General features: G+C 65.0%; 20 protein-coding genes. 11 read left to right on the top strand and 9 right to left on the bottom strand.

Features of this window, described 5'->3' with window-relative positions; genetic code table 11:
* The first annotated feature begins 78 nt into the window (after positions 1 to 78).
* A complete protein-coding gene (locus EUV02_RS15680; protein WP_166430600.1) occupies positions 79 to 378 on the top strand; it encodes a hypothetical protein in 300 nt (99 codons plus the stop codon).
* A 5-nt stretch (positions 379 to 383) separates the two neighbouring features.
* Here EUV02_RS15680 and EUV02_RS11120 read toward each other — a convergent pair whose 3' ends face one another.
* Positions 384 to 1,712 (bottom strand): hypothetical protein, encoded by a 1,329-nt coding sequence (locus EUV02_RS11120; RefSeq protein ID WP_135246283.1) that lies wholly within the window; start codon positions 1,710 to 1,712, stop codon positions 384 to 386.
* A gap of 177 nt (positions 1,713 to 1,889) precedes the next feature.
* Between EUV02_RS11120 and asnB the strand changes: the two genes are divergently transcribed.
* Positions 1,890 to 3,767, top strand: coding sequence for an asparagine synthase (glutamine-hydrolyzing) (gene asnB / locus EUV02_RS11125; RefSeq protein WP_135246284.1), 1,878 nt, complete (start codon positions 1,890 to 1,892; stop codon positions 3,765 to 3,767).
* A 95-nt stretch (positions 3,768 to 3,862) separates the two neighbouring features.
* Here the strand turns inward: asnB and EUV02_RS11130 are convergent, their stop codons facing one another.
* A complete protein-coding gene (locus EUV02_RS11130) occupies positions 3,863 to 5,068 on the bottom strand; it encodes a hypothetical protein (RefSeq protein WP_135246285.1) in 1,206 nt (401 codons plus the stop codon).
* Complete coding sequence (locus tag EUV02_RS11135) at positions 5,065 to 5,475, bottom strand: DUF6491 family protein (RefSeq protein ID WP_243445866.1); 411 nt, start codon at positions 5,473 to 5,475, stop codon at positions 5,065 to 5,067. The genes EUV02_RS11130 and EUV02_RS11135 overlap by 4 nt, the downstream gene beginning before the upstream one ends.
* Positions 5,476 to 5,650: 175 nt before the next feature.
* Here EUV02_RS11135 and EUV02_RS11140 point away from each other — a divergent pair, with 175 nt between their 5' ends.
* Entirely contained in the window at positions 5,651 to 6,085 is a 435-nt protein-coding gene (locus EUV02_RS11140) for a baeRF12 domain-containing protein (RefSeq protein ID WP_166430601.1), read from the top strand.
* Positions 6,086 to 6,228: 143 nt separating this feature from the next.
* Here EUV02_RS11140 and uvrB read toward each other — a convergent pair whose 3' ends face one another.
* Positions 6,229 to 8,418 (bottom strand): excinuclease ABC subunit UvrB, encoded by a 2,190-nt coding sequence (gene uvrB, locus EUV02_RS11145; RefSeq protein ID WP_135246287.1) that lies wholly within the window; start codon positions 8,416 to 8,418, stop codon positions 6,229 to 6,231.
* 283 nt (positions 8,419 to 8,701) lie between these two features.
* Here uvrB and EUV02_RS11150 point away from each other — a divergent pair, with 283 nt between their 5' ends.
* Both EUV02_RS11150 and EUV02_RS11155 read left to right on the top strand, forming a co-directional pair.
* Positions 8,702 to 9,196, top strand: a complete 495-nt coding sequence (locus EUV02_RS11150) for a PEPxxWA-CTERM sorting domain-containing protein (RefSeq protein ID WP_243445867.1) — start codon at positions 8,702 to 8,704, stop codon at positions 9,194 to 9,196.
* Between the two features lie 410 nt (positions 9,197 to 9,606).
* A complete protein-coding gene (locus EUV02_RS11155; RefSeq protein ID WP_243445868.1) occupies positions 9,607 to 9,999 on the top strand; it encodes a PEPxxWA-CTERM sorting domain-containing protein in 393 nt (130 codons plus the stop codon).
* 10 nt (positions 10,000 to 10,009) lie between these two features.
* Here EUV02_RS11155 and EUV02_RS11160 read toward each other — a convergent pair whose 3' ends face one another.
* The gene (locus EUV02_RS11160) at positions 10,010 to 10,528 is read right to left on the bottom strand and encodes an ATP-dependent Clp protease proteolytic subunit (protein WP_135246289.1); all 519 of its coding nucleotides are present in this window, start codon (positions 10,526 to 10,528) and stop codon (positions 10,010 to 10,012) included.
* A gap of 112 nt (positions 10,529 to 10,640) precedes the next feature.
* On the opposite strand from EUV02_RS11160, the gene EUV02_RS11165 reads away from it, so the two are divergent.
* From EUV02_RS11165 to EUV02_RS11180, 4 genes are all read left to right on the top strand, one after another.
* The gene (locus tag EUV02_RS11165; RefSeq protein ID WP_166430602.1) at positions 10,641 to 12,338 is read left to right on the top strand and encodes an amidohydrolase; all 1,698 of its coding nucleotides are present in this window, start codon (positions 10,641 to 10,643) and stop codon (positions 12,336 to 12,338) included.
* Positions 12,339 to 12,375: 37 nt separating this feature from the next.
* Complete coding sequence (locus tag EUV02_RS11170) at positions 12,376 to 13,872, top strand: amidohydrolase family protein (RefSeq protein ID WP_135246291.1); 1,497 nt, start codon at positions 12,376 to 12,378, stop codon at positions 13,870 to 13,872.
* Positions 13,873 to 13,937: 65 nt separating this feature from the next.
* Positions 13,938 to 14,954, top strand: a complete 1,017-nt coding sequence (locus tag EUV02_RS11175; RefSeq protein WP_135246292.1) for an aldo/keto reductase — start codon at positions 13,938 to 13,940, stop codon at positions 14,952 to 14,954.
* A 224-nt stretch (positions 14,955 to 15,178) separates the two neighbouring features.
* The gene (locus tag EUV02_RS11180; protein WP_135246293.1) at positions 15,179 to 15,745 is read left to right on the top strand and encodes a PH domain-containing protein; all 567 of its coding nucleotides are present in this window, start codon (positions 15,179 to 15,181) and stop codon (positions 15,743 to 15,745) included.
* Between the two features lie 76 nt (positions 15,746 to 15,821).
* Here EUV02_RS11180 and EUV02_RS11185 read toward each other — a convergent pair whose 3' ends face one another.
* A complete protein-coding gene (locus EUV02_RS11185; RefSeq protein WP_135246294.1) occupies positions 15,822 to 16,475 on the bottom strand; it encodes a sulfotransferase family protein in 654 nt (217 codons plus the stop codon).
* Positions 16,476 to 16,615: 140 nt separating this feature from the next.
* Here EUV02_RS11185 and EUV02_RS11190 point away from each other — a divergent pair, with 140 nt between their 5' ends.
* Complete coding sequence (locus EUV02_RS11190; RefSeq protein WP_135246295.1) at positions 16,616 to 17,005, top strand: VOC family protein; 390 nt, start codon at positions 16,616 to 16,618, stop codon at positions 17,003 to 17,005.
* A gap of 10 nt (positions 17,006 to 17,015) precedes the next feature.
* On the top strand, positions 17,016 to 18,278 hold the full coding sequence (locus tag EUV02_RS11195) for a serine hydrolase domain-containing protein (protein WP_135246296.1): 1,263 nt from the start codon (positions 17,016 to 17,018) through the stop codon (positions 18,276 to 18,278).
* Here EUV02_RS11195 and EUV02_RS15685 read toward each other — a convergent pair.
* The 3 genes from EUV02_RS15685 to EUV02_RS11210 are packed head-to-tail and all read right to left on the bottom strand — an operon-like array spanning position 18,270 to position 20,867.
* Positions 18,270 to 18,944 carry a hypothetical protein gene (locus tag EUV02_RS15685; protein WP_166430603.1) on the bottom strand — a complete coding sequence of 225 codons (675 nt, stop codon included), beginning with the start codon at positions 18,942 to 18,944 and terminating at the stop codon, positions 18,270 to 18,272. The genes EUV02_RS11195 and EUV02_RS15685 overlap by 9 nt on opposite strands.
* A 4-nt stretch (positions 18,945 to 18,948) precedes the next feature.
* On the bottom strand, positions 18,949 to 20,022 hold the full coding sequence (locus EUV02_RS11205; protein WP_135246297.1) for an MBL fold metallo-hydrolase: 1,074 nt from the start codon (positions 20,020 to 20,022) through the stop codon (positions 18,949 to 18,951).
* Positions 20,022 to 20,867, bottom strand: coding sequence for a class I SAM-dependent methyltransferase (locus EUV02_RS11210; protein ID WP_166430604.1), 846 nt, complete (start codon positions 20,865 to 20,867; stop codon positions 20,022 to 20,024). Before EUV02_RS11210 ends, EUV02_RS11205 begins: the two co-directional genes overlap by 1 nt.
* Positions 20,868 to 20,959 lie beyond the last annotated feature (92 nt).

The following is a 20,959-nucleotide window of genomic DNA, read 5'->3' on the forward strand; positions in this document are numbered from 1 at the left end:
AGCGCCTGTTGTGGATACCGCCAAGCATGGCGCGCGGCGCGGGGCTGCGCTAGAACCGCTGCCGACAAGGAGTATGCGATGCGGAAGCTGGCGTTTGGACTTTTGCTGCTGCTGGCGGCGTGCGCGACACCGGCGCAGCGCATCACTACCGAACTCGTCAAGGTCGGCATCCCCGAGCCGCAGGCGCGCTGCGTCGGCGAACGCCTCGCCGACCGGCTGTCGCACGACCAGATGAAGCGGCTGGCGACGCTGGCGCAGCTCAACAAGGACAAGATCGGCCACATGAGCCTCAATGACATCGCGCGCCAGCTCAACCAGCCCGGCGACCGCCAACTCGTGTCCGAAGTGCTGCGCGCCGGGATCAGCTGCGCGATTTGAAACCATCATTGCGGGCAGTTCGGGTCGACCTTCTTCTTCTTGCCGCCGAACATCGAGCCCATCGCGCTGCCGAGGCTGCCGCCGATCGCGCCACCGACAGCTTCGGCGGGGTTAGCGCTGGCGGGCGGCGGGCACTTGGCGTTCGGTGCTACACCGCCGGCGGCTGCGGCGTGACCGCCACCACCACCCATACCGCCGCCCATGCTAGTCATCAGCTCGCCGTCCGCCAGCATCGCGCCGGCGGTGGAGCGGAAGCGCGTCCGCGACACCCAGTCCTGCACCCACGGCACCTTGGGGTCGGCCGGGCGCGGCGGCGAAACATTGTTGATTTCGGGGCCGTGCGCGACCATCGACACGATGCCGCCTTCGACGGCTTTGAGTGCCTCGACCGGAATCGCGCATTGCGTCTGTGACGGCGGCATCAGCATTTTCTTGCCAATCAGCCGCTGGACCTCGGCGGGCGCCAGATAGTCGGTCAGCCCGCTGATGAAGGTCTGCACGTCGGACGAGCTCCAGAACACCATCGTCGTGCTGTCTTCGCCGCTGGTCGACTTGCCGCCGCCCATCATCGTCGCGGCATAGCCGGTGGCGGCGGGCACGGCGTTCCAGACCAGCGTCTGGCCGCCTGCGGCGTTGCCCTTGCCGCTCAGCGTCAGCGGCGCCAGCCAGTCCTGCGCCAGCTCGAAGCTGATCGGCGGGCTGTAATTGCCCTCGACGCGCTGGTTGCCGATCAGGCTGGCGTTGGCGGGAATGCTGCGCGGGTTCTTGTCGCCGTACGGCCATTCGCCGAAAGTTTTCGAATTGCCCGAACTCGGCGGCCGGGCGACGCGAACGCGTTCGCCGGCGAACAGATTGGGCGGAACCTGCCCCGCCGCCATCGCGGCAAAGTCGATCACCACCGGCTGGCCAGGGCGGGCCTTTTCGCTGCAGCCCCAGAACAGCAGCAGCTTGCCCTTGGGGCGTTCGAAATCATCATCCTCGCGTTCGGGCGCACGCTGTGCCGGCTTGGCGACCGGCGTGGTCAGCGGCAGGCTCGCGCCCATGTTCATGCCGGGCGGGATCAGCGCATCGGCCTTGGGGCCACCGCCGGTCGGCGCCAGCGTCGAACCGAGGTCGAGGTCGAGCAGTTTCTGCGCGCCGCCGCCGCCCCCAGATTGCCCTAGGGCCATCTTCATCATGTCGGCCTGGCTCATGCCGCCACCCATGCTCATGCCGTTGGCGGTGGTGGCGCTCATCCAGTAGCGCGCCTTGGGCGGCACGACGACTTGTTCGGCGGCGGTCACCGGCGCCAGCGGCACGACCAACACCAAGGCGAGTAGCGAACGGAAATGCATGGCCTGTCCCCTCGAACCGAGGCGCAGAGCATAACATATACCGTCCCGCAACGAACTACGGGAAAGCCCTGATCTGCCGGCGCTACCTTAGGGCTGGCTTGCCGGCGGCAGAGACCGTAATTGGTAACGGCGGGCGCGGGCATCGCCGCCGCGTCATCTGCAAGGGGGTCGTCACGCATGTGCGGGATTTTCGGGATTGTCACCGATAGCGAGAGCGTTCCCGATCGCGCCCGCCTTGACGCCTCGATGCAGTCTCTCGTCCATCGTGGCCCCAATTCGCAGAAAATTCACGCCGGCCCCGGTGCCGGCTTCGCGCACACGCGGTTGTCGTTTGTCGATGTCGATGCGCGCTCGGACCAGCCGTTCTGGGACGTTAGCGCGCGCTATGCGCTGATTTTCAACGGCGAAATCTACAACTACCGCCAGCTGCGCGCGCAGCTCGAATCCGAAGGCGTCGTGTTCCGCACCACGTCGGACACCGAAGTGCTGCTGCAGATGCTGCTCCACCGCGATCCCGACACCGCGATCCGCGCGCTGGAGGGCATGTTCGCGTTCGCGCTGTTCGACAGCGCCGACCGCTCGCTGCTGATGGCGCGCGACCGCTTCGGCATGAAACCGCTGTTCATCCAGCAAGTGGGTGAGGCGTTTCTGTTCGGTTCCGAAGTCAAGGCGTTCGCGCCGTGGACCGCGCCCAGCGTCGACCGCTTCATGGTCGCGTCGTATCTGCAGGGCTTCCGCGGCCCGACCAGCGGCTTCACCTTCCTCGACGATGTCACCTCGGTGCCGCCCGGCCAGATCGTCGTCAAACGCCCTGGCAGCGCACCGCAATTCCACGCCTTCGCCCGGCTCGAGGACTTTCTGACGCCCGCGGCGATCGACGAATACGCCGCGCTGTCATCGACGCAAATCGTCGATCACATGGAGCAATTGCTCAGCGACAGCGTCGAAGCGCACCTGCTCGCCGACGTGCCGGTCGGCGCGTTCTGCAGCGGCGGCGTGGATTCGTCGCTGCTGATGGGCATCGCGGCGCGCCGTCACAACAACCTCGCGATCTTCCACGCCGACGTGCAAGGCCCGTTCAGCGAGCTCGGCGCTGCCGCGGCACTGTCGAAACACCTCAAGCTCGACCTCAAGGCCGTTTCGGTCACCGAGCGCGAGTTCATAGACCTGCTACCGCGCGCCATCCGCCACTTCGAACAACCGCTCGCCGACCGCCCCAATTGCGTGCCGATGATGCAAGTCGCGTGCCTCGCGCGCGACAGCGGCGTCAAGGGCCTGCTGTCGGGGGAGGGCTCGGACGAATGCTTCCTCGGCTACCCCTGGCTCGGCCGCAAGGCCCTGACCGACGGCTATTACGCGCTCGGTGGCAAGCTGCGCAGCGGAGTCCGCGCGGTGCCCGGCGTCGGTGACCTGCTGTGGCCGGTGCCCGAAGGCAATGTCGACTTGGTGCGCTCGCTGTTCAACCGCCGCGAAGTCGTCGATGACGCCGAACGTGTCGCCGCCGCCGTCGCCGCACTCGGCCCGGCGATAAAGTCCGAAGGCCATCGCTGGACGCTCGACTATCTCCACCACCATTTGCGCATCCTGCTCCACCGCAACGACACGATGGGCATGGCCGGCAGCATCGAATCGCGCTTCCCGTTCCTCGACCACGCCGTCGTGCGCGCCGCAGTCAACATGCCGACAGAGTACAAGCTGCGCCGCGACTGGCGCGCGCTCGACAAGTCGCACCCCTTCACCCGCGACAAATGGGTCGTCCGCGAAGTCGCCAAACGCTACATGCCGCCCGAACTCAGCCAGCGCCCCAAGTTTGGCTTCTGGACCAACGTCTTCCAACGCACCCGCATCGACCCGCGCTACTTCCACGACAGCTCGATCGCCAGCCTGCTCGGCCTGACCAACACGCAGATGGACGCCACGCTCGCCAGCGCCGACCACAGTTTCCAGCAACGACTGTTGCATCTCGACCTGTGGGGCCGGGCGTGCGTGGATGTGGAGCCCGAGGATGCCAGCGTGGCGCGGTTGCGCGAGTTTGTGAGTATCAAGGCGCTGTAGAGGAAGAGCCTCCGGCGGGCAGGCGTGACGCCTGCACCCGTTTGAAGAGCGCATAACAATTGGGTGCAGGCCTCAGGCCTGCCCGCCGGAGGCCCTTAACCCCCTGTCCGCGTAGCGGTAATCAGCACGTCGATATCGTCCAATCGCGGGTTGATCAGGTCGATGCGCATGCGGCCGTCGGGTTCGACGCTCACGGTGGCGGGGACCGAGATGTTGGTGGGGGTCCAGCCGGCGGGCAGGACGACGGCGTTGGCGGGGCGGCCGAGGCTGCGGTGCCAGACGAGCGCGCCATTGGTCAGACTGTAGCGGCCGGCGTCGGTGTAGGTTTCGCTGATGCGCAGGCGCTTGGTGGTGCCTGGGGCGAGCGGGGCGTAGGTGAACAGGATGGCGGTGCTGGTGTCGGCGAGGTCTTTGGCGTCGGGTTCGTAGGCGCGGATGGCGGCGGCGCCAGTGAGGGTTTTCACGGTGAGCGGCGCGCCGGTATCGAGGTCGCGCGCCGACGGGTTGCTGGCGGTGCTGCCGGGGCGGACGATGTTGAGGTAGTGGCCGGTGCCGGCGCGGGTTTCGGTATAGTCGTGCGTCAGGTCGAAGCTGTGGCTGGCGGGGTCGCGCAGGTAATAGACGATCTCGCGGTTTTGCGCGGCGCGTTCGTCGATTGTCTCGGGTGGTGCGACGGTCGGTGCGCGGTTGCGGGACGGTGCCGCGCGCAGTTCGAGTGTCGCGGCGCTGGGCATGCTGTTCCAGAATGACACCAGCAGCCGACCGTCGGGTTGCTGCAGCAGTTGCGACGGGACGTTGCTGGCGATCAGGTCATAGCCGGCAGGCAGCAGCACGGCGTTGCGCTTGATGCCGAGGTCGCGTTTGAACACGATCGTCGTGCCGTCGGTGAAATAGCTGCGCGCGTCTTCGTAGGTCTTGTCGATCCGGATGCGGCCTTCGCCGCCGTTGGCGGGGACGGGGCGGGCGAGCGTGACGGCGATCCAGCGGCTGTCGGGCTTGGCGTCGGGGATGCCGCCGGCGATGGCCTCGGCGGCACCGACTTCGGCGAACGCCAGCGGCTTGCCGGTGGCGCGGTCGGTCACATGTTCGTTGCTCGCGGTGCTGCCCGGGCGGATCGGGTTGAAATAGCGCGTCGCGCCCGGCGTGGTCGCGGTGACGTCATAGACGATGCGGAACTTGTGGCTCGCGGGGTCGAGCAGTTCGTAGCGCGTGTAGGCGTCCGCCTCGGTTTGTTCGGCCGCCGTCGCGGTCGAGGCCAGCGCCAGAAGCGCCAGTGCGAGGATGCGGTGCGCGGCGCTCACCCGGCGGGCGGCGTGGCGGCGGGCGTCGCGGGGACGGGCTTCATCGGCTGGAACTGGCCGAGGCCGCAGCTCGGCCCGGCCATGCGGTTGGCGCCGCGCTGGACGACGGTGATCGAATTGACCGCGCACAGCTGTGTCGTGCGCGAGTTGTGCGAGAAGGCGCGGTTCATGCCGAGCCCGGCGCAGGCGCGCGGCAGCGTGTTGGTGAACATGCGGTTGTTGCTGATGACGAAGTTGATCGTGCGGTCATCGACGACATGCGTGCTGCGGATCGACTGCAGGCTGATGCAGTTCACCGGCGCGCCGTCGGGCGTCCACAATTGCTGCGACCGCGGGGTCGATTGCGCCAGCGCCGGTGCGGCGAGCAGCAGGCTGGTGGCAAGCATGGCGAGGTTGGTGCGGCGCATCGTGGAACCCCCATTAGTGTCGTTGCGTTTAGCCATCAGTATACCCCAGTCGGCTTGCGGCGAAAGGGGGTGTTTGACGCAGGCTGAGCGGCCGGCTTTGCCGGCTGGGGCTTGCATCATCGGCGTATCTTATTAAATTAAAATTATGTAAATATTCAGCTAAATGGAGAGCGCTATGTTGGTTGCACACGGAACGCTGGTGCTGGTCGCCGATGGCGCCAAGATGACGATTTTCCGCAATCACGGCAGCGACATTGCGCCGGCGCTGGAAGTAGTCGAAGCCGAAGGCCAGCATTCGGCGCGCACGTCCGAACAAGGCACCGACAAGCCCGGCCGCAGCTTTTCTAGCGTCGGGTCCGGCCGCAGCGGCTACAGCGAAACCGACTTCCACCAGGCCGACGAGGACCGCTTTGCGATTGCAGCGGCCGACCGGCTGGCCGCACTCGCCGGTGCCGGAACGCCGCTGATCGTGGTGGCACCGCCACATACGCTCGGCGTACTGCGCAAACATTGTGCGGCGCCGGTGCGCGCGGCGATCGTCGCGGAAATCGACAAGGATTATGCCGGGCGTCCGGCGGCGGATGTCGCGGCGTTGCTCGCGACGGCTTGAGGAAAGGTAAGAGCCTCCGGCGGGCAGGCCTAAGGCCTGCACCAATAGTTTGCGCCGGCGCACCATACCGCAGCGTCGGCTAGCGTGGCGATGCCCCAAACCTATGGTGCAGGCCTGAGGCCTGCCCGCCGGAGGCCCTTAACCTACCGCTTCCCGCCCCACTTCTTCTGCACCTTGCCGAACCGCGTCTTGCGCGTGCCGGGCATGCCCTCGGTCGAGCGCCCCTGTACCGGCGCCTTGCGCTGGTCGGGCGGCAAGCCGAGCTCGTCGTTTTCGAGCCGGCGAATCTGGTCGCGGATGCCGGCGGCGATTTCGAAATCGAGTTCGGATGCGGCCTTTTTCATCTGCTCCTCGAGGTCCTTGATATAGGCCTTGAGGTTGTGGCCGACGAGGTGCGGCGTGTCGGCGTCGCCGGTTTCGATGAGGACGGAGTCGCGGTTCGACACGTCGGCGAGCACATCCGAAATGTTGCGCTTGATCGTCGCCGGGGTGATGCCGTGTTCGGCGTTGTATTCGAGCTGCTTGATGCGGCGGCGGTCGGTTTCGGCGATGGCGCGTTCCATGGAGCCGGTCATGCGGTCGGCGTAGAGGATGACGCGGCCATCGACGTTGCGCGCGGCGCGGCCGATGGTCTGGATCAGCGCGGTTTCGGAGCGCAGGAAGCCTTCCTTGTCGGCGTCCATGATCGCCACCAGTCCGCATTCGGGAATGTCGAGGCCTTCGCGCAGCAGGTTGATGCCGATCAACACGTCATAGACGCCGAGCCGCAGGTCGCGCAGCAGTTCGATGCGTTCGAGCGTCTCGACGTCGGAGTGCATGTAGCGCACGCGCATCCCGGCTTCGTGCATGAACTCGGTCAAGTCTTCGGCCATGCGCTTGGTCAGCGTGGTGACGAGCGTGCGGTAGCCCTGGGCGGCAACCTTGCGGGCTTCGGCGATGCAGTCTTCGACCTGGTCTTCGACCGGCTTGATCTCGACGGGCGGGTCGATGAGGCCGGTGGGGCGGATGACCTGTTCGGTGAAGACGCCGCCGGTGGCTTCCATTTCCCACTTGCCCGGCGTGGCGGAGACGAACACCGTCTGCGGGCGCATCGCCTCCCATTCCTCGAACTTCAGCGGGCGGTTGTCGATGCAGCTCGGCAGGCGGAAACCGTATTCGGCCAGCGTAACCTTGCGGCGGTGATCGCCGCGCGACATGCCGCCGATCTGCGGCACGGTGACATGGCTTTCGTCGACGAATAGCAGCGCGTTTTCGGGGAGGTATTCGAACAGCGTCGGCGGCGGCTCGCCGGGCAGGCGGCCGGTGAGGAAGCGGCTGTAGTTTTCGATGCCGGCGCAGCTGCCGGTCGCGGCGATCATTTCAAGGTCGAAGTTGGTGCGCTGTTCGAGGCGCTGGGCCTCGAGCAGCTTGCCCTCGAGGTTCATTTCCTTGAGGCGTTCGGTGAGTTCGAAGCGGATGGCTTGGCTCGCCTGCTGCAACGTCGGGCCGGGCGTCACATAGTGCGAGTTGGCGTAGATCTTGATGTAGTCGAGGTTCGCCACCTTGCTGCCGGTCAGCGGGTCGAATTCGGTGATGCTTTCGATCTCGTCGCCGAAGAAGCTGATGCGCCACGCGCTGTCTTCGTAGTGCGACGGGAATAGTTCGACGGAATCGCCGCGAACGCGGAAATTGCCGCGCACGAACGCCATTTCGTTGCGCTTGTACTGCAGTGCGACCAGTTTGCGGATCAGCTCCTGACGGTCCTGCGTCTGGCCCTTCTTCAGCGCGAAGGTCATCGCAGAGTAGGTTTCGACCGAGCCGATGCCATAAAGGCAGCTAACGCTCGCGACGATAATGACATCATCGCGTTCGAGCAGCGAGCGCGTCGCCGAATGGCGCATCCGGTCGATGGCTTCGTTTACCGAGCTTTCCTTCTCGATATAGGTGTCCGACCGCGGCACATAGGCTTCGGGCTGGTAATAATCGTAATAGCTGACGAAATATTCGACCGCATTGTCGGGGAAGAAGCTCTTGAATTCGCCGTACAATTGAGCCGCGAGGATCTTGTTGGGCGCGAGGATCAGGGCAGGGCGCTGCACCGCCTCGATGACCTTCGCGGCGGTGAAGGTCTTGCCCGAACCAGTGACGCCGAGCAGCACGGTGTCGCGTTCGCCGGCATTGGCGTTGGCGACGAGTTCGGCAATCGCCGCCGGCTGGTCGCCGGCGGGCGTATAGTCGCTGACCAGCCGGAACGCCTTGCCGCCTTCGGACTTTTCGGGGCGCGCCGGGCGGTGCGGGATGAACGTGCCGGCGTCATCGGGTTCATCGAGGCTGGTGCGAATCTGGATGGCCATAGCAGCAATATGGGGCATGGGCCCGATTTGTTCCAGTGGTCATGTCCGCGTTTCACACGCGGCAACCCGGTCAGCGGCCAACAATGCCACGCCAACGCGCATTGGAAAATCGGGCAATCCAAATGTTAATTATAGTTAAATGTTTATAAAATTAATTTCCCGTTACGTTTCCGATATTTTAACACCTAGGGGCATCAAGTTAATGGTGTGCTTGCGGAGGGGTAAGGAAATGATTGACTCAAAAGGCCGCTTTGGTCTTGCTCTAGGTGCTTGCGTTGTCGCTTTGGGCTTTGCCACGCCGGCGTCGGCAGTTGCGATAGCTGGCTGCGCAAACACGGATATCTCGCCCAATGCCTTGGCCTGTCAGGGTTTCTACGCGGGCAATCTGCTCAGCAACAACCCCAGCGACATCGCTGCCCAGACCACGCATCTGGCCGCACTGGGTTTTGCCTGGGATGGCAACTGGAATAACGTTGAAAAGATTTCCGGTCTCAGCGGATCGCACAGCGTTGATTTCGCGACCATGCTGCACGGTATCAGCTATGTGGCGTTCCACTTCGGGAACGGCGTAGGCGGCCCCGGCAACGCGACGGCGTTCTACAAGCTTGACGCCGGCACAGCGACCGATGTGATCGCGCTGAACTACAACGCAAGTTCGAACGCTGTCCTGTATTCGACGGGAACCGTGCCCGAACCGGCGAGCTGGGCATTGATGATTGCCGGTTTCGGCATAGTCGGCATGGGGTTGCGCCGTCGACGCAGCTACGTCACCGCCTGATCCGGTGACGGTTCGAGGGGCGGCGGCCGCGAGGCCGCCGCCCTTTGCGCGCTGCGGCGCCACGCTGGCGCTAGCGCCGGCCTGCCTCGTGATCGGGGCGGTCGCGGTGGCAAAGCATGACATGGCGCATGCGCGCTACCAAACTAGTCCGCTGTCCGATTAATATTAATAAACGAAGCGCGATTTCCGTTTCCCATTTCATGAACAGTGTATTAACTTAGACGCGCATCATATTAACGATGTGCTCATGGAAGGGTAAGGAAATGATTGAATCAAAGGGTCGCTTCAGTCTTGTTCTGGGTGCCTGCTTTTCCGCATTGTGCCTCGCCGCGCCGGCATCGGCAGTTGCCTGCGCGAACTCGGATGTCACGCCTAATGCTCTGGTTTGTCAGGGTTTTTATTCGGGAAATTTGCTCAGCAACAGCCCCGCCGACATCTTTGCCCAAACTACGCATCTGGCCGGGCTCGGCTTTGCCTGGAACGGCAACTGGAATGCCGTCGAAAAGATCAGCGGCCTCGGCGGTTCGCACAGCGTTGACTTTGCGACCATGCTGCACGGGATCAGCTATGTGGCGTTCCACTTCGGGAATGGCACGGGTGGTCCGGGCAACGTCACGGCTTTCTACATGATCGACGCCGGCGCATCGACCGATGTGCTCACGCTCAACTACAACGCAAGCTCGAACGCCGTCCTGTATTCGACGGGCACGGTCCCCGAACCGGCGAGTTGGGCGCTGATGATTGCCGGTTTCGGCATGGTCGGCGCAGGGTTGCGCCGACGTCGCGACTTCGCCACCGCCTGACGGCGTCAGGCTACTTCGGGATCGACACGATCGCGGTGGTGTCGCTCGGCATCAGCCGCAGGTCGGCGACCTGCTCCACCATGCCCCAGGCGCAGGCCTGTTGCACGCTCAGTGCAGTTTCTTCAGCGGTGAAGCATTGCGCGATGCGGGCGTCGTCCCAGCCGAGCCGGCTGCGAAAGGGGGCGGTAATGACCACGGTGTTTTCGGCTCGCTCGCCGAGCTTGGGGCCTTCGCGATAGGTCGCGGCGTGCAGCACGAACTGCGTCGGGTCGGCGCCGGTGCGGATGTCGCTGGCGAGCAAAATCGTCGCGGCAATCGATGAACACACGCCCGCCGCGTGTAGCCGCACCGGCACCGGCAGTGCGCGGATGAAATGGTACAGCCCCATCCCCGACGCGACATCGCCGCCGTTGCTCGACAGCACCAGCACGATGTCGTCGAGCCGCTTCGCCACCGCATCGGCGAGCAGCTGCTGCGTGTTGCGCATGCCGCCGGCGTTGACCGGGCCGTTGTAGAAGATTGCGTGCATCGGGGTGAAGCTAAGGTGTGCGCGGCATGGCGTCCAGCGAGCAGTTGCCGCATTACGGCGCAGCGGTTAGCCTGTCCTTCCGCGCGATATGTGGCGCGGCGGGGGACACATCATGCGGACAACGGCAAACCGGCGCGAAGTGCTGGGCGGACTCGGTCTCACCGGACTGGGGCTCGCCGCCCCGAGTTTCGCGGCGCTGCCCGGTGACGCCGATCTCGTCGTTCGCAATGCCCGCGTGCACACCGTCGATGACCGGCAGCCGCGCGCGACGGCGTTCGCGGTGGCGGACGGGCGCTTCGTCGCGGTGGGCGATGACGACACGGCCATGGCATTCGCCGGCAAGCGCACGCAGGTAATCGATGCCAAGGGCCAGGCGGTGGTGCCGGGCTTCATCGATTGCCACAACCATGCGGTCGGCGAGGTGCTGCTGTATGAAGTCATCGTCGGCAACCCGTTCGATGTCGAATTCTTCACGATACAGTCGATCATCGACAAATTGCAGGCGCGCGCCGCAGCCGTGCCGCCGGGACAATGGGTCGAGGGCTTTTTCTTCGACGACACCAAAATCTCCGACAAGCGCGCGCTGACCAAGGCCGACCTCGACCGCGTCTCGACCACACATCCGGTGATGGTGCTGCACCGCGGCGGCCACACCGCCTATTACAACAGCAAGGCGTTCGCGCTCGCCGGCGTCACCGATGCGACGCCCAACCCGCCCGGCGGCACCTTCGACCGCGACCCGGCGGGGAAACTCAACGGCCGCGTCACCGACAACGCCAATGACGTATTCGAAAAAGCCGGCACACGGCCGGTGTTCAGCGCCGCCGAAACCGAACGGCGCGGCCGCGACGGCGCCGCGCACATGTCGAAGGCGTTTGCCCGCTACGGCCTGACCAGCGTCCATCATCAGGGTGGCGACTTCGCGGCGCTGCAGGCGATCCGCGCGCGTGGCGACCTGCTGCACCGCGTCAGCTACGAATCCACCGGGCCGATGCTCGATGCTATGATCGCCAATGGCATCAAGACCGGCTTCGGCGATGACTGGATCCGCTTCGGCGCGACGTTCGAACATATGGTCGACGGGTCATTTTCCGAACGCACCATGGCGATGAGCGTGCCGTTCCCCGGCCGCACGCCGCCGTATTACGGCAATGTCGCGCAAAGCCAGGAAGCGCTGAACGCCTGGGTCGAAAAGGTCCACCGCGCCGGCATCCAGGCCAATTGCCACGCCAACGGCGATGTCGCGATCGGCATGGCACTGACCGCCTATGAACGCGCGCAGAAACTCTATCCGGTCGCCGATCCGCGCTTCAAGATCACCCATTGCACGCTGGTCAATGACGACCTCGTGCGGCGCATCAAGGCGGTCGGCGCGATCCCGGCGCCGTTCACCAGCTACGCCTATTACAACTCCGACAAGTTCGGCTTCTACGGCGAGGAGCTGATGCGCAATGCGATGGCATTCCGCTCGTTCCTCGATGCCGGGATTCCGGTGTGCGCGGGTTCCGACTTCTACCCCGGCCCGTTCGCGCCGATGATGGCGATGCAGGGCATGGTGACGCGCACCGGCTGGGACGGCCAGACCTGGGGCGCCAACCAGCGCATCACGCCTGCCGAAGCACTGCGCGTCAGCACGCTGAACGGTGCGCATGCGTCGTTCGAAGAAGCCAGCAAGGGCTCGATCATCACCGGCAAGCTCGCCGATTTCGTCATGCTGTCGGATGATCCGCTGGGGGTGGCCCACGACAAGATCAAGGACATCAAGGTGGTGCGCACGGTGACGGGCGGGCGGACGGTTTATCAGGCCTGATCGCATGGGGCAGCGCAGCAGTTCGGGGGAGCAGCAGATGCACGACAACCATCAGATTTCACGGCGCCAGTTTGCCGTTGCCGCGGCCGGGCTGGCGGTCGCGCCGCTGATCATCGGCGCGGGGCAGGGGTTCGATACCGTCATCTCCGGCGGCCGCGTCATGGACCCCGAAAGCGGCTTCGACACCGTCGCCAATGTCGGCATTCGCGGCGGCAAGATCGTTGCGATTTCAGCCGCGCCTTTGGTCGGCGGCAAGCGCATCGATGCGACGGGGCTGGTGGTGGCGCCGGGGTTCATCGACCTGCATTCGCATGGCCGGACGCTGGGTGACGCCGATCTGCAGGCCCAGGACGGCGTGACGACCTCGCTCGAGCTCGAGGCCGGCACCTATCCCGTCACCGAATTTCTGGCGGCGCGCGCGGGCCAGGCGCGGATCAACTATGGCGCCAGTTCGGGGCAGCGCGCGGTGCGGATCTTCATGACGACAGGGTTGGCGACGCCGACATTCGCGTCGCTCAACCCTGAAATCATGCGACGTGAACAGGATTGGGCCTATACGCGCTTCGACGCGCCACAGATCGAAAAGATGGCGGCGATCATGCGCCGCGAAATCGCCGCCGGCGCGCTCGGCATCGGGCTGATGAACGAATATCTGCCCGCTGCCAGCCGGGTGGAATCGCTGGCGCTGTTCGGGGTCGCAGCCGCCACCAAAGGCCCGATTTTCACGCATGTCCGGCGCTCGATCACCGCCCAAGGTGACGGTCCGGTGGCGCCGATGGAGGAAGTCATCGCCATGGCCGCAGCCACCAGCGGCCCGCTGCACATCTGCCACATCGGCAGCAAGTCGGTCGGCGCCATCGACCAGGTGCTGGCGCTGATCCACGGCGCGCAGGCGCAGGGGCTCGATGTCACTACCGAAGTCTATCCTTATACCGCCGGCAGCACGTTGATCGGCAGCGCGCTGTTCGACGCGGGCTGGCAGGAACGCATCGGCGGCGATTATGGCGACCTCGAATGGCCGCCGACGGGCGAGCGGCTGACCGCGGCGAGCTTCGCCAAATACCGCCGAGAGTTTCCGAACGGTGCGGTCATCATGCACACCATTCCGGCGCGCACCGTCGATATCGCCATGGCCGATCCGATCGTCATGGTGGCGTCCGACGCGATGCCATTTGTCGATGGCAAGGGCCACCCGCGCGGCGCCGGCACCTTTGCGCGCGTGCTCGGGGTCTATGTCCGCGAGCGCAAGGTGCTCGGGTTGATGGAGGCGCTGAAGAAGATGACTCTGATGCCTGCCAAGCGCCTCGAGGTGATTGCGCCGGGCATGCGTAACAAGGGCCGCGTCAAGGTCGGCGCCGATGCCGATCTGGCGCTGTTCGATCCAGCGACGGTCATCGACCGCGCAACCTTTGCCAAGCCGACGACGCCGTCGGCCGGCATCCCCTATGTCATGGTCGGCGGGACGCTCATCGTCGACCGCAGTGGCATCGTTGCCACCGCCTTGCCGGGCAAAGCGGTGCGCTCGGGCGTTTAGCACCGGTTGCAAGCCCGCCGCGCGCACCCTATCCATGGTGCAAACAACATCCATCGGGGAACACCATGCAGCGCAAGCGTCTCGGCCGTAGTGGCATCTATGTCTCGTCAATCTGCATGGGGACGATGACGTTCGGGTCGCAGGTCGACGAGGCGGAATCGTTCCGCATCCTCGATGCCTCGGTCGATGCCGGCATCGACTTTTTCGATACCGCCGAAAACTACCCCGTGCCGCCCGACCGCAAATGGGCCGGGCGCACCGAGGAATTCGTCGGCCGCTGGCTCAAGACCAAGGACCGCGACGCGCTGATCATCGCGACGAAAGTCAGCGGACCGAGCCATGGCTGGATCCAGTCGTCGCAGCGCGCCGGCATGACCTCGCTTGACCGCCACAACATCGTCCGCGCGGTCGAAGCCAGCCTCAAGCGCCTGCAGACCGACTATATCGACCTCTACCAGACGCACTGGCCCGACCATGGCACCAGCTATGAACCGGTGATGCGCGCGCTCGATGACCTCGTCGAAAGCGGCAAGGTCCGCGTGCTCGGCTGCAGCAACGAAACCGCCTGGGGGCTAATGAAGTCGCTCGAAGCCAGCGCGAGCGAGGGCCTCGCGCGCTACGAGACCATCCAGAATAATTTCAGCCTCAACAACCGCCGCTTCGAGGACGCACTGTCGCAAGTCTGCCGCCAGGAAGGCATCAGCCTGATCCCCTATTCACCACTCGGCGGCGGCGTGCTGTCGGGCAAGTACAATGACGGCGCGACCCCAGAAGGCGCGCGCTTCAGCCGCTACCTCGAAATCGGCGGGCGCCAGGCGGCGATGGCGCAGCGCTTCGTCAACGAAAAGTCGCTCGCCTCGACCAAGCGCTTCATGAAAATCGCTGCCGACGCGGGCCTGACGCCGATCACGCTCGCCACCGCATGGAGCAAGCAGCACGACTTCGTCGCCTCGACCATCGTCGGCGCCACCCGCTTCGACCAGCTCGCCGACATCTTTGCCGCCAGCGACCTCGTCCTCGAACCCGCGGTGATGAAGGCCATCGACGCGGTGACGCGCGAGATCATGTACCCGATGGGGTGAGGCGGGGGTTTTGAAGAGCCTCCGGCGGGCAGGGGTGACCCCTGCACCCGATTGTTTGGCGCTGGGTGCTTTCCTGTCCCTTACTGCAAGGGTGGGACGGGGTAGGCTTCAGCTGCCGGTCAGCTAACGACCCCCATAACGCCACTCCTAATCTCTTGTAGAACGCCCGAAAATGGACATTGTGCTCAGCTCAGTTTGCAGGCTATCAAGTAACGCTTCAGTTCGTGAGTAAGGGTAAAAAATTGCGTGATGATTTGCAAAGAGCGCTGCTTCCTGACGAGCGCGTGCTTTGGAGCGGCGAACCCTATAGGGGTTTAATCTTTCGACCAATTGAAGCCTTCCTTATTCCATTCAGCCTACTATGGGCTGGCTTTGCCGTTTTCTGGAACTTCAGTGTTTGGTCTGCAGACCAAGATGCCGCCGCATTGCCATTTAAACTATTTGGACTGCCATTTCTGGTAGTGGGCCTATATGTTACATTCGGTCGGTTCTTTATTGACGTCTGGTTGCGTCGACGATTGCAATACGCTGTCACAAATCGTCGTATTCTAATATATAAGAAAGGTGGCACCGCAACGTCCAAGTCTGTCGACATAAGGCATTTGCCATCCATCGAGTTGAGCGAGCGCTCGGATGGATCTGGGTCGATACGTTTTGGTCAACCCGCGAGCCTGTTTAGTGGCCAGAACTTCGGCCTTTGGCAGCCCACGTTTGACGCGACCGCGCAATTTTTGCGCATTCCGAATGTCCGCTTCGTTTACGAGCTGATCCATAAGCAGACCGAGCGCTGACCACCTCATTCCAGTCATCAGCCAATCAATCGGGTGCAGGCCTCAGGCCTGCCCGCCGGAGGCTCTTCAGCCTTCGCTAGTCGTCCTTCGCTTTCGCCGCTGCCGCATCCCTCTCCGCGATCCGCGCCCAGAATTCCTCGCGTGAGTTGGTGCGCGGGAACTCGGTGTCGGGGACGGCGACGTTCAGGAACGCGCACAGCGGTGCCCAACCTTGCGCGGGGTCGAAGATCAGCAGGCGTTCGGGGGCGATGGACGCCACGACTTCGGCATTGTGGCGTTCGAACGCGGCGATGACGTTGGCGCGGGTGTAGTCATAGCCGAAGGTGTCGCGGCCGACGATGAACAGCGTGGCTTGCCGCGGGTCGTTCGGGTCTTCGCGCGGGATCGCCGCGGCTTGCGTCATTACTTTCAGGATGGTTTCGGCCATGCTGTCGGCCCAGCGTTCGGGGTCGCGTTTTGACAGGATGACCTTGGCATCGGGGTAGCGGTCGGCGAGTTGTTTGTAGAAGTGCGCGCTCGGCCAATCGACGCTGGCGCGGTAGTGCGCGAAGATGTCGTCCCAGTCGACGGCTTCGCCCTGGACGGCGCGAAACCAGAACGCCATTTGCTCGGGGTGTTCGAAGACTTCGGTCATGTGGTGGCACGGGCCGAAGCCGAGTTCGACCAGCGCGGCTTGCAGCGTCTTTGTGCCGGTGCGGCCGAGCCCGGCGCCGATGACTTGCAGTGACATGCGAAATTCCCCCCGGAACATTTATGTAGCGACTATGCGCCCCGCCGTGCGCCGAAACAAGCGCGGGTGCGAAAATGTGTGGACACGTTTTGTTCTCATGATATTCTGCCGCCCATAACTCGCTTTGGGAGGCGCAGGACATGATTGGCTATGCAAATATCGGTACCAACGACTTGGCGAAGGCGACGGCGTTTTACGACGCGCTGTTCGGCGTGATCGGCATCGGGCGGCTGATGGAGTTTCCGACCGGCGCGGTGGCCTATGGTAGCAGCTGGACGGCGCCGATGATCGCCGTCGGCCCGCCGTATGACGGCAAGCCGGCGAGCGTCGGCAACGGCTGCATGCTGGCACTGCCGATGGACACGCGCGCCAAGGTCGATGCGGTGCACGCCAAGGCGCTCGCGCTGGGCGGCAAGGACGAGGGCGCGCCCGGCGTGCGCGGCGACGAGGGCGAGCAGGCGTTCTACGGCGCCTATTTCCGCGATCTCGACGGCAACAAGTTCTGCGCGTTCCGCGTCGGGCCGGCCTGACCTTGCCAGCATGAATTTGGTACTCCGCGTTGCGGCGCTGTTGCTGGTGTTGATGCCGGCGCCCGTGCTGGCAGCTGAGCCGCTCGCGGCGCTGGTCGCGGGTACGACGGCGGCGTCACCGCCGCTCACCGGGCTGGCGGTGGTGGTGGCCGACCGTGACAAGGTGGTGCGCAGCGCCGCGCTGGGCGATGCTGTGGTGGCACCGCCGCGCGCGCTGACGCCAGACACGCCGGTGCGCGTTGCTTCGATTTCGAAGCTGACGGTGGCGGTTGCGGTGATGCGGCTTGTCGAGGCGGGGCAGCTCGATCTTGACCGTGATGTGTCGAGCTATCTCGGCTGGACGCTGCGCAATCCGGGCTTTCCCGCTGCGCCGCTGACGCTGCGGCAATTGCTCAGCCACACCTCGGGCATCGACGACGGGCCGGGGTATAGTTTCCCGCTTGGCACCAGTCTGCGCGACGGGCTGACGGCGGTGCACTGGTCGGCCTATGCGCCCGGCGTGCGGTTCAGCTACGCCAACCTCAACTACGGCATTATCGCGACGGTGATGGAGGCGGCGACGCACCAGCGCTTCGACCGGCTGATGACGGCGCAGGTGTTCGCGCCGCTGCGGCTCGACGCCTGTTTCAACTGGTCGGGCTGTTCGGACGCCGCGGTGGAGGCAGCGGCGACGCTGTACCGCAAGGGCATCGACGAGGACCACTGGAACCCCGCCGGGCCGTGGGTGGCGCAGGTCGATGATCTACGCGGCGTGCGGCCGGCGTGCCCGGTGCGCGGCATGGCGACCTGCGACATCGCGAGCTACGTCCCAGGCACCAACGGCACGCTGTTTTCGCCACAAGGCGGCTTGCGTATATCGGCGCTGGGGCTGGCCAAGATCGGCCGGCTGTTGCTGCGCGGCGGCGAGGTTGACGGCGTGCGGCTGCTCAAGCCCGAAACCGTCAAGGCGCTGTTGACGCCGGTATGGAACGGCACGCCGCCGATTGGCGACAATTACGATGGGCTGATGCGCTGCTACGGACCGGGGCTGCAGTGCCTGACCGGCGGGGCAGGCGACCAGCCCGTCGCAGGCAAGCCACTGACCGGCTGGGGGCATCTGGGCGAGGCGTATGGCCTTTACGGCGGGTTGTGGATTGACCCGGCGCGCGACCGCGTCTTCGTCTATCTGATTACCGGTACCGGCGATGATCCGGCGAAATATCCGGGCGTTCGCTCGAAGTTCCTGTCGTTCGAGGAGGCGGTGCTGACCGATCTGGCGACGCGCTCAGACTGACATCGCCACCTGCATCATCGCAATGAACAGCGCGGCGCCGGTTGCAAGGATGGCGAGTGCGGTGAGCCAGCTCCGCAGCACGCTGCAGCCGTGCACCGCTTGTGCAACGCGCGCCTGCGCAACCACGAACCACAGCGCCGCAGCCGCCATCAGCGCGGTGACCAACGCGAAATTGGCGTTGACGAAATCGGCCGAGGTGCTGGTGGCAAACGACACCAGCAGCGCGAACGGCGCCGCCAGATAGAATTGCTGGTAGAATATCGGCCGCAGCATATTTCGGTCGAGCGCCACGCGCGCCACCTGGCGCCAGACCAATGCACCAACGATTGGCCAGATCAGGAAGGTCGCGGCGCGGAACAGCAACGTGTTCTCCTCGCTCGCCATTGCCAGCCGCGCCAGCGCATTGCCCGACTGCGCGATCTGCGAGGCACCGAACGGCATTGCCGCCAGATGCGCGGCAAAGATCGCGAACAGGAAGCACAGCGGCGGGTTGAGGTTGTCGCTGTAATGCCCGGCGTCGGTATCGCCACTTTCCTGCTGGATGACCTGCATCATCGCCACCGGCCGCAGCACGATGCGCACCAGCGTCACCGGAAACAGGATCAGGCTGATGACCATTTCATAGAGCAGGTCTTCGAGCGAGCGGATGAACTTGAACGGTTCCATCGCGTCAGTCCGTGACCAGCGCGTCGACCGGCAGCGCGTCGATTTCGATGACCGCGCCGGCAGTTTCTGCCGTGAAGCGGTGCGGCGCGATTCCGGCATCGGCCAGCGCATCGGCCAGTGCTGCGGGCGGCCTGTCAATGGCCTCGTCGGTCAGCTTGAACACGCCCCAGTGCATGCCGATGGCGTGCGCCGGCGCCAGCTCGGCGAAGGCCGCGACCGCATCGGCGGGATTCATGTGGTGATATTGCATGAACCAGCGCGGCTCATAGGCGCCGATGCCGAGCAGCGCCAGCCGCACCGGCCCGTGGCGGCGCACGGCTGCGAAGGCCGCAGCGTCGAGCCCGCAGTCGCCCGAAAAATAGACGCTGCCACCGGGCAGCGCGAGCGTGAAGCCGCACCACAAGGCGCGGTAGCTGTCGAAGCCCCAACGCGATGACCAGTGCTGGACGCGTTCGATATGCACCTGTGCCGCTGGGCCAAGGTCGAAGCTGTCGCCCCAGTCGCCCTCGGTCGCAGTGATGCCGTGACGCGCCAGCAGCGCGGCGTTGCCGATGGGCGTGATAATGCGCGGCCGGTCGCGCGCCCACAGCCGCTTGAGCGTGGCAAGATCGAGGTGGTCATAGTGATTGTGGCTGAGCAGCACGACATCGATGCGCGGCAGGTCATCGAAGCGTACCCCTGGTGCCCGCACGCGCCTTGGCCCCGCCCATTGGAAAGGACTGGCGCGGTCGCTCCACACCGGATCGGTCAGGATGTTGAGGCCCTGCGTCTGGATCAGCACGGTGACATGGCCGACCATGGTGGTCACCAGAGCATCGCCGTCGATGCGCTCGGCCGGGATCACTGGCGTCACCGGCACCGATTTCGGCCAGGGCGCGGCCTTCGACGTCAGCTTCCACCGCAGCATGTCGCTTGCCCCGTGATATTTCGGCTGCGGCCCGATGTTGCGGAAACGTACGCCATCGAAATGTTCGGTCACCGGCCCGCGCCACCAGTCGCGCGCGACGAACGCGACAAAGCCGCGCCGCGCCAGCCACAGCGCCGCCACCAGCCCGGCAATGACCGCAATTGCCATCATCAGGCGCGCATCGCCTGCACGATCCACACCGCGGCAGGCAGTTTGACACCGTCGGGGCCGTCATAGGACGCGAGCGCCTTGCGGACGGCTTCGGCCACCGGCGCGACGCGGTCGGGGTTTTCGCGCAACGCCATGCCGAGCGGGCCGACGCGGAAGGTCATGTCGACCGTAGCGGCAAGGTCGCCGCTGCCAATCTCGGCGTCGTATTTCTCGATATTGACCGAATGCCAGCCCGACCCTGACAGGATCGCATGGACGCGGTCGGGGTTGGCAAAGGCGAACGGCCCCGGCGCCAGCGGGTCAGACGGCGGTAGCGGCGGCAAAAGCGGCAGCGCCGCCTCCAGCGGCACGCGCATCCAGTCATTTTCCGCCAGTGGCCGCCAGCACACGAAAGTCAGCCGGCCGCCCTCGACCAGTTTGGTGGCGATGTTGGCAAACGCCGCCGTAGGATCGGCGAAGAACATCACCCCGAAGCGCGAAAATACCGCGTCGAAACCGTTGCGGCCGAAGTCATCGGTCTGCGCATCGGCATCGCGGAACGCGACGTTGGGCACGCCCACCGCACGCTTGCGCGCCACATCGAGCATCGGCTTCGAAATATCGAGCCCCAGTACCGATCCGCCCGGCGTCACCTCGGTGGCCAGCGCCAGCGTCGTCTGCCCGCAGCCGCAACCGATATCGAGAATGCGCTCGCCGGGCTGCGGCGCCAGCGCGCGGATGCCGGCATCGCCCAGCGGCGCAATCTGACGGTCGAGCTGTTCCTGGAAACGCGCCCAGGTCTCGCCGGCCTTGGCGTTCCAGTAATCGATTTGCGCGGCATTGGCCGGTGGCGCGGCGTCGGTCATGGTGATCTCCCTTTGCGGCGAAACGTCGGGCATTGGACCGTCAAGGTCAAGTTAGGGCCTCCGGCGGGCAGGGCCCAGGCCCTGCACCCAAT

It is taken from the genome of Glacieibacterium arshaanense, assembly GCF_004681125.1.
Lineage (GTDB): Bacteria > Pseudomonadota > Alphaproteobacteria > Sphingomonadales > Sphingomonadaceae > Polymorphobacter_A > Polymorphobacter_A arshaanense.